Annotated in this window: 13 protein-coding genes; 3 read left to right on the top strand and 10 right to left on the bottom strand. The window is 52.0% G+C overall.

The features are described from left to right. Positions 1-46: 46 nt before the first annotated feature. Positions 47-1831, bottom strand: a complete 1785-nt coding sequence (locus tag K0H81_RS19550) for a DUF885 domain-containing protein (protein WP_220059423.1) — start codon at positions 1829-1831, stop codon at positions 47-49. Between the two features lie 234 nt (positions 1832-2065). Between K0H81_RS19550 and add the strand changes: the two genes are divergently transcribed. Further along, positions 2066-3061, top strand: coding sequence for an adenosine deaminase (add, locus tag K0H81_RS19545; protein ID WP_220059422.1), 996 nt, complete (start codon positions 2066-2068; stop codon positions 3059-3061). A 56-nt stretch (positions 3062-3117) separates the two neighbouring features. On the opposite strand, the gene hemN is transcribed toward add, so the two are convergent. The 5 genes from hemN to K0H81_RS19520 all read right to left on the bottom strand — a co-directional run bounded on the left by hemN (position 3118) and on the right by K0H81_RS19520 (position 7872). Beyond that, on the bottom strand, positions 3118-4494 hold the full coding sequence (gene hemN / locus K0H81_RS19540) for an oxygen-independent coproporphyrinogen III oxidase (protein WP_144201261.1): 1377 nt from the start codon (positions 4492-4494) through the stop codon (positions 3118-3120). A gap of 172 nt (positions 4495-4666) precedes the next feature. Further along, entirely contained in the window at positions 4667-5134 is a 468-nt protein-coding gene (locus K0H81_RS19535) for a DUF2489 domain-containing protein (RefSeq protein WP_220059421.1), read from the bottom strand. 93 nt (positions 5135-5227) lie between these two features. Then, complete coding sequence (gene yihI, locus K0H81_RS19530) at positions 5228-5761, bottom strand: Der GTPase-activating protein YihI (protein ID WP_220059420.1); 534 nt, start codon at positions 5759-5761, stop codon at positions 5228-5230. 47 nt (positions 5762-5808) lie between these two features. Continuing rightward, the gene (locus K0H81_RS19525) at positions 5809-6477 is read right to left on the bottom strand and encodes a methyltransferase domain-containing protein (RefSeq protein WP_220059419.1); all 669 of its coding nucleotides are present in this window, start codon (positions 6475-6477) and stop codon (positions 5809-5811) included. Between the two features lie 774 nt (positions 6478-7251). Then, entirely contained in the window at positions 7252-7872 is a 621-nt protein-coding gene (locus K0H81_RS19520) for a c-type cytochrome (protein WP_011867510.1), read from the bottom strand. Positions 7873-8040: 168 nt separating this feature from the next. Here K0H81_RS19520 and yihA point away from each other — a divergent pair, with 168 nt between their 5' ends. Continuing rightward, a complete protein-coding gene (gene yihA, locus K0H81_RS19515) occupies positions 8041-8697 on the top strand; it encodes a ribosome biogenesis GTP-binding protein YihA/YsxC (protein WP_011867509.1) in 657 nt (218 codons plus the stop codon). 782 nt (positions 8698-9479) lie between these two features. On the opposite strand, the gene polA is transcribed toward yihA, so the two are convergent. Next, positions 9480-12230 (bottom strand): DNA polymerase I, encoded by a 2751-nt coding sequence (polA, locus tag K0H81_RS19510; protein WP_220059418.1) that lies wholly within the window; start codon positions 12228-12230, stop codon positions 9480-9482. A gap of 388 nt (positions 12231-12618) precedes the next feature. Here polA and elbB point away from each other — a divergent pair, with 388 nt between their 5' ends. Next, the gene (gene elbB, locus K0H81_RS19505; protein WP_011867507.1) at positions 12619-13272 is read left to right on the top strand and encodes an isoprenoid biosynthesis glyoxalase ElbB; all 654 of its coding nucleotides are present in this window, start codon (positions 12619-12621) and stop codon (positions 13270-13272) included. A gap of 130 nt (positions 13273-13402) precedes the next feature. Here elbB and glpG read toward each other — a convergent pair whose 3' ends face one another. The 3 genes from glpG to tdh form a co-directional block, all read right to left on the bottom strand. After that, the gene (glpG, locus tag K0H81_RS19500) at positions 13403-14239 is read right to left on the bottom strand and encodes a rhomboid family intramembrane serine protease GlpG (RefSeq protein ID WP_220059417.1); all 837 of its coding nucleotides are present in this window, start codon (positions 14237-14239) and stop codon (positions 13403-13405) included. Positions 14240-14256: 17 nt separating this feature from the next. Further along, positions 14257-14562, bottom strand: coding sequence for a thiosulfate sulfurtransferase GlpE (gene glpE, locus K0H81_RS19495; RefSeq protein WP_144201276.1), 306 nt, complete (start codon positions 14560-14562; stop codon positions 14257-14259). 88 nt (positions 14563-14650) lie between these two features. Then, entirely contained in the window at positions 14651-15676 is a 1026-nt protein-coding gene (gene tdh, locus K0H81_RS19490; RefSeq protein WP_011867504.1) for an L-threonine 3-dehydrogenase, read from the bottom strand. Between the last annotated feature and the right edge of the window lie 9 nt (positions 15677-15685).

The following is a 15685-nucleotide window of genomic DNA, read 5'->3' as shown; positions in this document are numbered from 1 at the left end:
GGCTTGAGGGGGCTAAGTTCCTCAAGCCATTGGTACGCCGGAGGGGCTAGCGAGCGGCCTGAGCGGCGATGAAGTCGTCTATCTGCTGTTCGAGCAGCGCCATAGGCACTGAGCCATTGGCCAAGACCGCATCGTGGAAGGCGCGGATATCGAACTTATCACCCAGCGCCTGTTCGGCCTTAGCGCGTAAACGCTTGATGGTGAGTTCGCCTATCTTGTAGGACAGGGCCTGTCCCGGCCAGGAGATATATCTGTCTATCTCAGTAGTGACATTGTGAAGCGACAGCGCCGTATTGCCGGCCATATAGTCGATGGCTTGCTGACGTGTCCAACCCTTGGCGTGCATGCCAGTGTCGACCACCAGGCGGGCGGCGCGCCACATTTCGTAGGTCAGACGGCCGAAGTTACTGTAGGGGTCTTGGTAGAAACCGCCTTCCAGTCCGAGATACTCAGAGTAGAGTCCCCAGCCCTCGCCAAACGCCGAGATATAGCTATAACGACGGAAGTTAGGCAGGGAGGTCAGCTCCTTGTTGAGGGAAATCTGCAGGTGATGGCCAGGTACGGCCTCGTGCAGGGTCAGGGCTTCCAACTCATACAGGGGACGTTTGTCCAAGGCATAGGTGTTGACCCAGTAATAGCCGGGCTGGTCATCGCCACTGGCACCAGAATAACGCCCGGTGGTGTATTTGGGGGCGATCTCGGCTGGCACCTCCTGGATGCCATAGGGCGTGCGCGGCAGCTTGCCGAAGAACTTCGGCAGCATGGCATCGGCCTTCTTGGCGATAAAGGCGGCCTCTTTCAACAGCTGCTCTGGGGTCTTGGCATAGAACTGAGGATCGGTGCGCAGGAAGTGGAGGAAATCGGCGAAGCTGCCCTGATAGCCGAGTTTGTCTATGATCGCCTGCATCTCGGCGCGGATACGCTTAACCTCTTTTAGCCCGAGTTGGTGCACTTCGTTGGCTGTCATTGGCAGCGTAGTGTAGTAGCGTACGCGATTCTCATAGAAGGCTTTACCATCGGGAAGGTCATAGGCGGCGATACTCTCCCGCGCGCCTGGGATATATTCCTGGGTCATGAAGTCATAAAAGGCCTGATAGCTGGGTAGTACGTTCTGCTCAATTAAGGCCTTGCCCTGCGCCGTCAACTCGGCTTTCTGGGCCTGGGTAAAGTGCTTGGGAAAGTGGGTGAAGGGCTTGAAATAACCGCTCTGCTCAACCGGTACTATGAAGGCGCTAATGCTCTCTTCGAAGCCGTTTAAGACCACCTTAGCCGGGGTGATGCCTTGAGCCAGCCCCTGTTTCAGCCAATAGGTTTGTTGCGCAAAATAGTGGGGCAGGGCCTTGAGCTTGCTTAAGTAATTGCGGTAATCGGCCTCGCTATTGAAGTTGCCCTTAGCGATGGAGGCGATATAGGCGTGAAAGCCGCTCTCTGCGGTGATAGGCAGATAATGGTCGTGGAAACGGTACTGGTCGACGCTGTTTTGTAACTGATAGATGAGTATCTGAGCGTCGATGCGATCGGCCTTATCGAGTGATGCCATATCTAAAGACTTGAGGCGCGTTAACAGCGCCTGCTCGGCCTGGTTATGGTTTGCCAGCGCCTTGGGTGAGAGGTCATCCAGTTTACCCGCCGCCTTCTCGTCTCCCTGTGCGTAGGCCATTTCTGGGCTAGACTCTAATCTAAGTTGCCAGGCATCGTCTATGATGCGCTGTAACTGCTGATGGCTCTGGCTGACACTGGTTTGCGGCGCCGTGGCGACATCCGCCGTAGGGGCCATTTGGCAGGCTGTGAGGCTGAATAAGAGTAGGCAAGGGGCTAAGGGTTTATACATGGGTGGTCCTGTTGTCATTATTATGGGCCCAGGAATGGGTACCACGATTATGCAATATTCAATTTGGCGGGTCACCCACGGCACTAGATAAATTGTGAGCAGGTATTGCAGCAGAGTTAAGTCGAAAGCTGAACATAAGTCATGCATATCGTTAAAAAATGCATGTTATAGTTGCAACAACTTCAGACCAGACAAAAAACAATATTGGCTGAGGGGTTCAAATAGGGGTTAAATATGATTGATACATCCATTCCGTTGGTGGATCTGCATCGTCATCTTGATGGTAACGTCAGGGTGGAAACGATTTGGGACCTGGGCCACCAACACAATATTGCTTTACCTGCCGATACCTTGGAAGGTTTAGCGCCTTTCGTTCAAATTCAGGGGAAAGAATCGAGTCTGGTGGCTTTTCTAAAGAAGCTCGACTGGATGGTTGCCGTCCTGGCGGATCTCGATGCGGTTAAACGCGTGGCCTATGAGAACGTCGCCGATGCGGCGATCTCTGGTCTGGATTACGCCGAGCTGAGATTCAGTCCTTACTATATGGCGATGAACCACAAGTTGCCGATAGAAGGCGTCGTCGAAGCCGTTATCGACGGGGTTAAGGCGGGCCTCAAGGATCATCAGGTGAAGATCAACCTGATCGGCATCATGTCGCGTTCCTTCGGGCAGGATGCCTGCATGCAGGAGCTGGATGCGCTACTTGCCCACAAGCAGCACCTGGTGGCGATGGACCTGGCTGGGGATGAGCTAGGCTTCCCGGGCGCCCTGTTTAACGATCACTTCAAGAAGGTGCGTGACGCCGGGTTAGCCATTACGGCCCATGCCGGCGAGGCTGCCGGCGCCGAGAGCATGTGGCAGGCTATTCAGGAACTGGGTGCGACCCGTATCGGCCATGGGGTTAATGCGATACATGATCCTAAGCTGATGGAGTATCTTGCCGCCAACAGGATAGGCATAGAGTCCTGCCCAACCAGTAACCTGCACACCTCGACTGTGACCAGTTATCAGGAGCATCCGCTGCGCACCTTCATGGAGGCGGGCGTGTTGATCGGTCTTAACACAGACGATCCGGGCGTGAGTGCCATCGACATCAAGCACGAGTACCGCACCGTGAAGCAGGAGATGGGCTTTAGCGATGCCGAGCTGGCACAGCTACAGCGTAACGGCGTGGAGATGGCCTTTATCTCCGACAGCGAGCGTAAGGCGCTCTACGCCGCTAAAGCCTAAGAAAACATAAACAAAAAAGCCGATGAATCATCATCGGCTTTTTTCATGTTTGGGGATTAGATAACCCGAGAGAACTGCTGTTGACGAGCCTTGTCGCGGAAGTAGACGTCGAAACAGATACAGATGTTGCGGATCAGCAGACGGCCGGTTTCGCCAACTGTGATCTTTCTGTCTTTGACTTCGACCAGCTTGTCGTCGATAAAGGTTTGAAGTAGCTTGAGATCTTCGGCGAAGTACTCTTCAAACTTAATGCCTAATCGCTCATCCATCTTGGCCATATCCAGATCGAAGTGGCAGATCAGCTGCTTGATCACGGCGCGGCGGATCTCGTCGTCACGATTAAGTTTGCAGCCTTTCCACAGGGCGTGACCCTTCTCATCCACCGACTCATAGTAAGGACGGATATCTTTCTGGTTCTGGGCGTAGCAATCGCCAATCTGGCTGATAGAAGATACCCCAAGACCCAGAAGATCACACTCTTCCTGGGTCGTGTAACCCTGGAAGTTACGGTGCAGGCGTCCTTCGTTTTGCAAAATAGCAAGCTCATCATCCGGCTTGGCGAAGTGGTCCATGCCTATGTATTGGTAGCCAGCACCCGTCAGCGTCTCGATAGTCTGGTGTAGCATCTCCAGCTTCTGCTGTGGTGTCGGCAGATGCTCGTCCTTAATCTTACGCTGGGCCGCGAAACGTGCAGGTAGGTGAGCGTAGTTAAAGACAGAGAGTCTGTCTGGAGACAGATCCAGTACGCGCTGCATAGTCTCTGCAAAGCTCTGCGGTGTTTGGTGTGGCAGGCCGTAGATCAGGTCGATGTTGGTCGACACGAAGCCCATGGCTTTGGCCTTGGCGATCAGGTCGAAGATAAACTGCTCGTCCTGTTCACGGTTAACGGCAATCTGCACCTCTTTGTTGAAGTCCTGCACGCCGACCGAGATACGGTTGAAGCCAGCTTCTTTGAGGGTGTCTAGCATAGAGAGTTCGATCTCGCGTGGATCGACCTCGATAGAGTATTCACCCTCTTCGGCAATATTAAAGTGCTCTCTGAGCAGCGCCGACAGCCTGAGGATCTGCTCTGGGCTGAGGAAGGTTGGCGTACCGCCACCCCAGTGGATCTGGGTGACCTGATAATGCTTAAACAGTGGTGCGCGTTTGACGATCTCTGCCGCCAGGTATTCGATATATTGGTCGGCCTTGTGCTGGTGACGGGTGATCACCTTGTTGCAGCCGCAGTAGTAGCAGAGCTTGGCGCAGAAAGGAATGTGTAGATACAGCGACAGTTTATTGCTCTTACTGTTGGCAATAGAGGTGAGCAGGTCTTCTTCGGTGAAGGAGGCGTCAAATTCTAGTGCGGTCGGGTAAGAGGTATAACGAGGACCGCTGTAATTATATTTTTCGATCATTGACTGATCCCAACTAATTTGGGTGGGCTGCTTCAAGGCGTGTCCTCCGAGGGTGGTAAATTAGCAACTAGCGAAGTATGCAATGTTATTGAGTGAATAACATTGATCCAGGTTGCAAATTGGCACTGCAATTTATGTTAGCTGTCGAATATCCTTGTTTTCGGCTTAAATGTCTTGGTCTTAAGCCGTTTTTGTGCACCGACTCACGTCAGTGGCTGAGGTGGGCATAGGCTTTGGCCAACAGGGCCACCTCGGCGATGATCTCCGCTTCCAGGGCGGATTCTGACTTCATTCTCTCTAAGTCTAGTTTCATGCGCTGCTGCTTGGCCAACGCCTTGCGCTGCTCCATGATAGGGTGGGACTCGATGATCTCATAATGCTTAAAGAGCGCCGGGTACTGGTGTTTCACCTGCTCTGTGTGGCCAAGAATATTGAACAGCTTACCGATACGCATCACGCCCTCTGACAGTTCACAGCGCTCTTCGAGCATGGCGGCGGCGATATAGTGAATGTTGCCGAGCAGTTCCAGCTCCTTGGCGTCAGCCGCGGCCTGTTGTGCCTCGCGTTGCGCTTTTTGTCGTGCGGTTTGCTGTTTCAGCTTGAGTAACAGGCTGGCGGCATAGGCGGCCAGGCCTAAGATGATGATGGCGCCCAGGATGAGGAGTGTCGTAGTCATAATGCAATCCGAGGTGTTGGTTAGCTAGGTGTTAATCACAGAGGCGAGATAGAGAAATGGCATCGAATCGATGCCATTTGGGTTAGCCTGAGGCTAGTCTTTATCTTGATAATCTTTGAGCAGATCGGCGCCAGATTCAAACTTATCCAGCAGATCGTCGTCTGAGCCGACCGTGGTCTTCATCACATGCTCGAGGTCATCCTCTTCCGTGATGCCCAAGCGATCCATCAGGCGCTCAATCTCTGTTAGTTGCTTCTCTAACCAGGCTTGATCCGTATCGTTGAGATCCCGACCTTCTTCAAGCATGTCGAGCAGCTTGTTGAGTCTAGGATCTTCCTCTAGCTTCAGCAGTTTCTGTTCGTCGCTCATTTTAGGTGCCTTGGGCTGCTTGGCAACAGGCGCCTTAGTCGGAAGCTCAAGTGCGATAGGCTTCTTGCTGCCGTGGCGGGGATCTTTGGCCTGTGCCGTGCCCGATTGCTTCTGTTGGATCTGCTTTTCGTTATGACGACTGCCCGCTTTATTGCCCGACTTCTGCTTCTTACCCGTGACGACACGGTCTTCTTTCTTGGTTCTAGGCGGACGTTTTGGCGCATTCTCATTGATCTTGCGCGATTTCTTACGGGTCATAACGTTAATCTCAACTACAAAAAATCGTGAACCTACCTAACCCTGAGTTAGATAAGTGAACTTGGGTCGCGTGTTATACCAGATCCTGTTGGTTTTTGCACCAAAATGAGATCTTTCGAGGCGAATAATAGCCTAAACTCGGCCTGGTTTGCCAAATATTGGAAGGTGGCTTGCTGATAAAAGCTGACATGGGTCAGATTGTTTTTGTGGTGCCATTTGGGAAAGCCCTGAAGCTCGGTGAGCAGCTGGGTGCTGATCGCCATCCAGCCGCCGGGTTTAAGCAGGGAACAAAGCAGCTGCCACTCCTTTCCAGGAAAGCGAAAATGCTCGAAGACGCGATAACAACAGATGAAGTCGTACTCGAGTCTTAGCAGAGTATGATCCGGGGCGAAGTGTGGATCATACTGGTTGAGCTGATGGCCTCGCGCCTTGATGGCGTCTATCGCCTGTGGGTTTAGCAGTCGACCGAAGTTGAGCCCAAGCAGTGGGCCCTGAACCTGCTGCTCACACTGAGTGATCAGGCTCGACAGGAATTGTTGCAGCGGCTTGTCTTTACTATTGGCTGAGCGGTAGCGTTTTACCTCGGCGCTGGGCGGCAGATGAGAGTTGGCATCGGCAAACAGCAGCATGCAGCGCTTACAGCGATAGATGCAGCGTTTTCTATCTTGATAGAAGGGGGCGGTCTCTTCGCTGGTGCACAGGGGGCATCTTCGCATGGCTAGGGCATGACTCTTAAAGGCTGGGTTAATTGCTGCTACCCGGTTTAATTTACTGTAGGCCAAGCGGAAACAGAAGCGTATTTTTTGCCGGATATAAAAAAAGGCGACAGTATCACTGTCGCCTTCCAAAAAGTACCAAAGGTACTCAATTCTGATTCCAAGTTTCCTTACTTGCTATGCGACTCTCCCAGTCGGATTCCATCTTATTTTTTAATCTGCTTTCCATGCATAGTTATTTTCGTTTTCGGTCTTCCAGACGCTTTTTTTCTTTCCCTGTCGCCTTCCTGACCACAGCTTCCGTAGATGGTCTTCATTGACACATCACAATCCATATCGTCATCTTTGACGCCTAATAAACCATCCCTGTTCGGTGTACATTAAGTTCAGCAGTAAGCAGTTCAACTGTTTTCTGAACCGTAAGGAAAATGCTAATTAGCGCATTGGCCTTCCTAACCAATATCCTTACCAAGTTATTACGACCCGACTTCAGATGCGAAGTACTTCTCTTATTATTTTTAGTGAGTGGTCAAAAAATTATTATTATTTTTGCTTAACTTTATTCTTATATCTTAAATGTAATCACATACCGAAATCTGTTTATTGTTATTAGGTAGACTTTATACAAACAGTTGGGTTTACCTCGGTACGGGCACAATTAAAACGAAATCTGTGATCTATGTCAAGCACCAATTTTCAGCAGTTTACGTAAACGTAAATTTGGGGGTGTTAAAAAGGGTGGTATAAACCACCCTTTCGTTATCCAGCGATTAATTACTTAATGCTTGAAATATATTTAGATAGTGCTTCGATATCTTCGCTGGTCAGCTTCTTGGCAACGTCTTGCATCATGCCGTTTAGGTCGTTGTTACGACTTGTATCGTGAAACTTATTCAGCTGGATCTTGATGTAGTTAGCGTGTTGGCCCGCGATAGCTGGGAAGCCTGCAGCCTCAGAACCTTTACCGCTCGGACCGTGACAGGCGATACATGCAGTCACACCACGTACGGCGTCACCACCCTTGTATAGTTGCTCACCCAGTTCAGGCACGTCTTTGACTTCGCTCATCGCAAGTTTTTGCGAAGAGAAGTAAGCCGCTAAATCTTCGATATCTTGATCCGACAATGCCGCCGCCATTGGGCTCATCATAGGATCGTTACGGCCTTCTTTACCGCCTGTGTGGGCAGCTTGACGCAGCTCGGTTAGCTGCTTCTTCAGGTAAGTTTCTTGTTGACCCGCAATCTTGGGGTACATGTCGATCATACTGTTACCATCAACACCGTGACAGGCAGAACAAATGATTGCTTTAGTTTTTCCCGCTTCAGCATCACCTGCTGCTAGAGCCGGAGTTGATAGAGTGGCTAACATCGATAGCGCAATAGCGAACTTTTTCATGGCGTTCCAACTTTTAGTTAAATTTTTTGTCCTGAGCTTACGAGAGTGACCTGCAAGCGTGATAAAATATGATTTATGTGATCGGGGTAATATTTTACACGAAATTGTGCAAATGTAAGCAAGTCTTCGATATTTAAACTGAAGAAATAACAAATTTTGGGGTGGGTAGTGACTGATTCTCGTATCGATTTTCGACAGGCCAAGTTTTTGATCAGTGCGCCGGATATTGCGCATCTGGATGAGCACTTGCCCGGTGATGTAGGCGTCGAAATCGCCTTTGCCGGCCGCTCTAATGCCGGAAAGTCGAGCGCATTAAACCAATTAACCGAGCAGAAGAACCTGGCAAGAACCAGTAAGACACCTGGGCGTACCCAGTTGATCAACGTCTTCGCGCTCGATGAGCACAGACGCCTGGTGGATTTGCCTGGCTATGGTTTTGCTCAGGTACCGCTGGCCATGAAGAAAAAATGGCAGCAGGCGCTGGGGCAATATCTGCAGGAACGCGCCTGTTTGAGTGGCCTGGTCGTGCTGATGGACATTCGTCATCCCCTCAAGGATCTCGACATGCAGATGATCGAGTGGGCGGTGGATTGCGATATTCCCGTGCTTGCCTTGCTGACCAAGTGTGACAAGTTGGCGCAGAGTGCTCGAATGAAGACGGTTAACGATGTGCGTAAGGCCTTGGCGGATTTTGGCGACGGCGTGAAGGTGGAGCCATTTTCTTCCTTGAAGGGAACCGGCAAGCCTAAGGTGCTGGGGATTCTTAACGAATGGTGTCATCCAGATTGGCTGGTGGAAGCCTTAGCCGATGCCGAACAAGAGTAACAACTTTCATTTGTGATTAGAGAGCGCCTCCAGATTGGGGGCGTTTTTTTATGCCTGGTTTTTAGTTGCAAAGGCTCTAAGCTGCAACGGCTATTAGCGGGTAACTCTTTGAGTGGATTAGTAATGGTGGGTAAAAAAAATGCCGACGGCTACACCATCGGCAAAAAATACATTAGCTCTTTTGGGGAGAAGCTAAATTTCAACAAGACTCAAGTTCTATCGGTCATCGACCAATAGTTCTCAGTGGTCATAGGATAGCCCGAATCCCACTCAAATTAAAGTATTTGCTCTAAATTAAATTTCAGACGAAAAAAAGCCCCAGCAAGTAACTTGCTGGGGCGCCAGAATTTGGCTTTTCACTTAACGTGAAATAAAAAAAGGTCTGAAAGATAGAACATCTTAACCTCTGTACCCTACGCAGAGAATAATACTTCATTGGTCGTAATATGGGAAACTGTTTTTTGTAAAAAACGACAATAATGTGAGCAATGTCTAAAAAAGTGCTCAATAAAAGCACAGGTTTTTGATCTAAAATTTACCAAAATTGCCTTTAAAAGAGCTGTTTAGCTAAAAACTGCCCTTAAGTGAAAAAATATTACTATTTTTGGTGGTTTTTACGGCTTCGCGGGTCGAGAGGGCGAGATGCCAAGGTGAATGGCTCTCACAGCATAAAAAAATGCCCCGACAGGCCGGGGAATAGTCGAGGCATTTTTGTGGCTCAATTCAGATTTAATTGAGCATTGAGCCTAGAATCCGTTGAGCCATAGTCGCAAAACGTAAGTCTAGTGCGCCTGTTCCCAGTTATCGCCGATACCAGCCTCGGCCAGTAGCTCGACATCTAACGAGGCGGCCTGTGCCATCAGTTCACACACCTTGAGTTTGAGCGAATCGGCCTTGTTGGCGTCGACCTCAAACACCAGTTCATCGTGCACCTGCATGATCATGGTGATCTCTCCCTGGGTCTCTGTCTCGATCCACTGGGCGATATTGATCATGGCCTTCTTGATGATATCGGCGGCCGTGCCCTGCATGGGGGCGTTGATCGCGGCGCGCTCCGCTGCCTGACGGCGCATGGCATTTCTATCCTTGATGGCTGGTAGATAGAGCCTGCGACCATAGAGGGTCGATACGTATCCCTGCTCGGCGGCGGCAGCGCGGGTATCTTCCATATACTTGAGCACGCCAGGATAGCGCTTGAAGTAGATGTCGATATATTGCTGGGCCTCGTGACGCGGAATATCCAGCTGGCGGGCCAGACCGAAGGCCGACATGCCATAGATGAGACCAAAGTTCACCGCCTTGGCGCGGCGACGCTGTTCGCTGGTGACTTCGCCGAAGTCGACGTCAAACACCTCGGCAGCGGTAGCTCTGTGAATATCCTTGCCCTCTGCGAAGGCACTCAGCAGGCCTTTATCCTGGGAGAGGTGGGCCATGATCCTCAGCTCGATTTGCGAATAGTCGGCTGCGAGGATCTTGCGTCCCTCTGGCGCCACGAAGGCGTGACGAATACGGCGGCCCTCCTCGGTGCGGATGGGGATGTTCTGCAGGTTAGGTTCGCTGGATGACAGGCGACCGGTGGCAGCGATGGCCTGATGGTAGCTGGTGTGTACCCGGCCAGTCTTGCCATCGACCATCAGTGGCAACTTGTCGGTATAGGTGCTCTTAAGCTTAGATAGACTCCTGTGCTCCAGGATGATCTTGGGCAGCGGATAGTCTAGTGCTAGCTCGACCAGTACCTCTTCAGCGGTGGACGGTGCGCCCTTAGGAGTTTTCTTCAATACCGGATAGCCCAGCTTCTCGAAGAAGAGGGCCTGCAGCTGTTTGGTCGAGCCCAGGTTAAAGGGCTCTTCAGCGATCTCGTAAGCCTTCTGTTCCAGCTCATCTATCTTGCGTGCCAATTCGTCGCTCTGCTGGCCCAGCAACATGCTGTCGATCAACACGCCCTGACGTTCGATTTGAGACAATATGTTGACCAGAGGCAGTTCTATGTCGGTAAAGACGCTGGCAAGCTCGCTGGCCTTTTGCAGTCTTGGCCAGAGGTGTTGATGCAACCTGAGTGTGATATCGGCGTCTTCGGCGGCGTAAGGTGCTGCCGTCTCCAGCGGGATCTGGTTGAAGGTCAGCTGCTTAACGCCCTTGCCCGCGATCTCTTCGAAGCTGATATTCTTATGACCCAGGTATTTCAGCGCCAGGTCATCCATGTTGTGCTTGGAGGCGACCGAGTTAAACACATAGGACTCTAGCATGGTATCGAAGGCCACGCCCTTGAGGGAGATACCGACATTGGCCAGTATGCTCATGTCATATTTAAGGTTCTGTCCCACCTTGAGAAGGCTAGGGTCTTCCAGCAGTGGCTTGAGCTTGGCTAGTACCTGCTCGCTGTCGAGCTGCTCTGGGGCATCGGCATAATCGTGTGCCAGCGGCAGATAGGCGGCCTTGCCTGGCTCGATGGCAAACGAGAGCCCCACCAGTTTGGCTTCCATGTAGTTGAGGCTGGTGGTTTCGGTATCCAGGGCAAATAGTGGTGCGGCGGCCAGGGCCTTTAGCCACTCATCTAAGGCTTCCCAAGTCAGAATGGTGTCGTACTGGGTATCGATAGTTTGAGGCGCCGGCACTTCGTCGGCCTCTTCTTGGCTGTCGGTGCTCGACTTGTTGTCTAACACCTCGGCCAGCCAGCGCTTAAATTCCATCTCGCCGTAGCATTTGATCAGTTCGTCGCGATCCGCGTCTTGAATGTTGAGTTGGTGCCAGTCTTGCTCCAGCTTGACGTCGCACTTGATGGTCGCCAGCTCATAGGAGAGCTTGAGCATGTCGCCATGTTCGGCGATCTTGGCGGGCATGGTCTTAGCACCCCTAAAGCCGAGTTCCGGCATCTTCTCTGGGTTGGCTAGGATGGCTTCGACGCCGCCGACGCCTTGTAGCATAGCCAGCGCCGTCTTCTCACCCACGCCAGGCAGGCCGGGGATGTTATCTGCCTTATCGCCTTGCAGTGCCAGTAGGTCGATGATCAGCTCAGGGCCGACACCAAACTTCTCGCTCACCTCTTGAGGGCCTAGGATAGTGTTGGTCATAGTGTTGATCAGGGTGATCTTGTCATCCACCAACTGGGCCATATCTTTATCGCCCGTACTGATCAGCACGGAGCGGCCTTCCTGGCTCGCCTGTCTGGCGATGGTGCCTATGACATCATCGGCCTCGACGCCGGGAATACAGACCAGGGGAAGCCCCAATGCGCGAATGATGCGATGCAGCGGCTCGATCTGCGTTCTGAGATCGTCCGGCATGGGGGGTCTGTGGGCCTTATATTCGGCATACATCTCATTGCGGAAGGTTTTTCCCTTGGCATCGAACACCACCGCCATCTGGGTCGGCTTATATTGGTTAAGCAGGCTGCGCAGCATGTTGATCACGCCATACACAGCCCCCGTGGCTTCACCCTTGGAGTTGGTCAGGTGAGGCGGCGCATAGTAGGCGCGGTAAAGGTAGGAAGAACCATCCACAAGAATGAGTGGGTTTTCAGCGATATTAGGCATAATTTTATCTATTTTTTCGGTATGCGATGATGGCGCTAGCATGCCATATTAGGGCGATTTCGGCCACGGCAAATTACTCAGCAGCCTGTGGATAAGTCTGTGAGCTAAAAAAGTTTCAGCGAGTAGGGATCACGACGACGAACATAAGCGGGTGATGCAACTTGTTGATTTGTTTTTGTATTATATTTTTATGTGAACTAGGTATTACTTCCGAGTAAAAATTCCTAATTTGTGGATTTTTTATTTTTTCATCCATATTTATGCTCTGACTTGGCGAAATTGCTCGGCCTTGTTAGAGTCGATGAACTAACTTAGCATGAAAAATAATCAGATCAACCCTTTTGTTATCTGGTTGTTAAAACCATTCGGTCTATTAAAGGAGTTTTTAATGAAAAAATTTGCTGTTTTATTAAGCGGCGCGGGAGTGTTCGATGGCAGCGAACTTCATGAGGCGGTATTGACTCTGCTGTCGCTGACCCAGGCCGGAGTGAGTTATCAATGTTTCGCACCTAACATAGAGCAGATGCACGTGGTGAATCACCTCACAGGTGAGGTGGCCGTGGGTGAGCATCGCAACGTGCTGGTGGAGTCGGCGCGTATTGCCCGTGGCGACATCAAGGCAACGGACGAGTTAGATATCCAGGCCTTCGATGGCCTGGTGATCCCAGGTGGCTTTGGCGCCGCGAAGAATCTGTGTAATTTTGCCGTGGTGGGCAGCGAGTGTGAGGTGGCACCCAGCGTGAAGGCCTTCATCAGCGAGTTTGTCGAGGCGAACAAGCCGGTGGGCTTTATCTGTATCTCGCCCGTGATGATCCCTAAGCTCTATGGCGAGAAGGCCAAGGGTACCATAGGCCATGACAGCGACACAGCCCACGCCTTTAACCTGATGGGCGGTGAGCATGTGGAGGCCAATGTCGAGCAGATCGTCGTCGATGAGGCGCGTAAACTGGTAAGTACGCCGGCTTATATGTTGGCCGAGAATATTGCCCAGGCCCATATCGGCATAGATAAGCTGGTGAAGAAGGTGATTGAGCTGGCGTGAACTCATGCTAAACCGCAATAAATAACCGATCACTCATTGTGATTGGATAATACCAATCAAAAAGGGCCCATTTAATGGGCCCTTATTGATCTCGTGACCTCTCTGAGGGCACATGTTATCTAGGGGTTACCTAAACCCGTCGGCGACTGTCGATAAAGCCTTGGGCCAGGCCCACCATTAAGCCGCCGACATGGGCGCCGTTGGCAATAGATAAGCCGAACATATCGGTAAAGCCAAACACCAGCCAGACCAACATGAAGCCTATGTAGGCCGGGGGCAGGCCTATCCCCTTCTCGGGACGTCTGACTCCCATGATCCAGGTGTAGCCTACCACCGCATAGACAACGCCTGAGAGGCCGCCGAAGTTGGGGCCGCCAATTGCATATTGCAGCAGGTTCGGCAGGGTGCCGGCTATCAGCAGTAAGGTTAAAAGTGGAGTCACCCCTAGCTTGTTTTCAATCTTACCGCCTAGATACCACCACCAGAGCAGGTTGAAGATGATATGCATAGCGGAGAAGTGCATCAGGCTCGGGGTAAATACGCGCCAGATCTGGCTGCTGTCGCTACCGGGTACAGCGCCGAAGAAGGAGAGTGCCTCGAAGATAGGGTTGGCGAAGCCGAAGATAAAGCCGAGATAGATTAGCGTACAGCTGAGCATCACGATAAGGGTCAGGGGGCCGGCCCCGGACAGGAACTGAGTCACCAGCTGCAGCCCAGGCGCGCCGTAATCTAGCTTGGTGCCTGTGCTGCCGTTCTCCCAGGAGGCCTGAAGGTACTTGTCGTCATAGGGATTGCGCACGAAGTGCTCATATTCGTGGCGTGCCTTGGCGTAGTCTTGCTCTCGGGTGACATAGAGGATCACCCCGTGTTCGGCATGTTGCAGCTGGCAATTTATGCCCTGGCCCTTGAGGTAATCGATCAGCGCCTGGGCGGCGCGCTCATTGGGGAGACGACCAAGTTCCAACATAGGCGTACCTCTGAAAATTAATGGGCTTCGCGCCAGGCCTGGAAGCCACCGTCCAGGCTATAGACATCATCGAACCCCTGTTCATGCAGGTATTGCGCGGCATTTTGGCTGCTGATGCCGTGATAGCAGACCACGACTAAGGGGCTGTCCATGTCGGCCTCGGCAATGTAGCGTGCCAGGTTTTCGTTGTTGAGGTTGGTCGAACCGGGGATCTGTCCCGCCTCGAAGCTGGCGCCGTCACGGATATCGACCACCTGTACCTCGGCATTGTCTTCCAGCATATGGATGAGTTGATTGACACTCAGGTGTTGAAAAGCAGACATAGTCAACCTGTAATGAAAAAGAGGGATAAGTTAAGTGTGCAACATGGGGCCGTGAGAGTACAGCCCCGGTTGCGAGTGGAGCGGGGGATTAATCCCAGCTGAGGATCACCTTGCCCGATTGACCCGAACGCATGGCGTCGAAACCGGCTTGGAAATCATCAACATTGTAGTGATGTGTGATGATAGGCGAGATATCCAGACCCGATTGGATCAGGCTGGCCATCTTGTACCAGGTCTCGAACATCTCACGGCCGTAGATCCCCTTGATGATGAGCCCCTTGAAGATCACCTTGCTCCAGTCGATGGCCATGTCGCCGCCAGGAATCCCCAGCATGGCGATCTTGCCGCCGTGGTTCATGGTATCTAGCATGGAGTGGAAGGCAGCCGGTACGCCCGACATCTCGAGGCCGACATCGAAGCCTTCGGTCATGCCGAGATCTTGCATCACATCTTCCAGCTTCTCCTTGGCCACGTTAACGGCGCGGGTTGCGCCCATCTTCTTGGCAAGTTCCAGACGATATTCGTTCACATCGGTGATCACCACATGGCGCGCACCGACATGGCGACAAACCGCGGCGGCCATGATGCCGATAGGGCCTGCCCCAGTGATCAGCACATCTTCGCCGACCAAGTCGAACGACAGTGCCGTGTGTACCGCATTGCCGAATGGATCGAAGATAGAAGCCAGATCGTCAGAGATATCGTCAGGGATCTTAAAGGCGTTGAAGGCCGGGATCACCAGGTATTCGGCAAAGGCACCTTCACGGTTAACACCCACACCTGAGGTATTGCGGCACAGGTGAGTGCGTCCCGCGCGGCAGTTGCGGCAGTGGCCACAGGTGATATGACCTTCGCCAGAGACGCGATCGCCAATCTGGAAGCCACGGACTTCCTGACCAATCTCGACCACCTCGCCCACATATTCGTGACCGACCACCATAGGCACAGGAATGGTGTTTTGTGACCACTCGTCCCAGTTGTAGATATGCACGTCGGTACCGCAGATGGCAGTCTTGCGGATCTTGATCAGCAGATCGTTGTGGCCAACTTCAGGTTTTGGCGCATCAACCATCCAGATGCCTTCTTCAGGCTTGAGTTTGCTTAAGGCTTTCATCGATAGACT

The organism is Shewanella halotolerans (assembly GCF_019457535.1).
Lineage (GTDB): Bacteria > Pseudomonadota > Gammaproteobacteria > Enterobacterales > Shewanellaceae > Shewanella > Shewanella halotolerans.
This window is presented reverse-complemented; position numbering and strand designations above follow the sequence as displayed.

Coding starts and splice junctions, on each gene's coding strand:
- polA (WP_220059418.1), bottom strand. CDS start 12,230: ATGCCTAATATCGCTGAAAACCCACTCATTCTTGTGGATGGTTCTTCC.
- K0H81_RS19550 (WP_220059423.1), bottom strand. CDS start 1,831: ATGTATAAACCCTTAGCCCCTTGCCTACTCTTATTCAGCCTCACAGCC.
- K0H81_RS19535 (WP_220059421.1), bottom strand. CDS start 5,134: ATGACTACGACACTCCTCATCCTGGGCGCCATCATCATCTTAGGCCTG.
- tdh (WP_011867504.1), bottom strand. CDS start 15,676: ATGAAAGCCTTAAGCAAACTCAAGCCTGAAGAAGGCATCTGGATGGTT.
- add (WP_220059422.1), top strand. CDS start 2,066: ATGATTGATACATCCATTCCGTTGGTGGATCTGCATCGTCATCTTGAT.
- elbB (WP_011867507.1), top strand. CDS start 12,619: ATGAAAAAATTTGCTGTTTTATTAAGCGGCGCGGGAGTGTTCGATGGC.
- K0H81_RS19525 (WP_220059419.1), bottom strand. CDS start 6,477: ATGCGAAGATGCCCCCTGTGCACCAGCGAAGAGACCGCCCCCTTCTAT.
- glpG (WP_220059417.1), bottom strand. CDS start 14,239: ATGTTGGAACTTGGTCGTCTCCCCAATGAGCGCGCCGCCCAGGCGCTG.
- yihI (WP_220059420.1), bottom strand. CDS start 5,761: ATGACCCGTAAGAAATCGCGCAAGATCAATGAGAATGCGCCAAAACGT.
- K0H81_RS19520 (WP_011867510.1), bottom strand. CDS start 7,872: ATGAAAAAGTTCGCTATTGCGCTATCGATGTTAGCCACTCTATCAACT.
- glpE (WP_144201276.1), bottom strand. CDS start 14,562: ATGTCTGCTTTTCAACACCTGAGTGTCAATCAACTCATCCATATGCTG.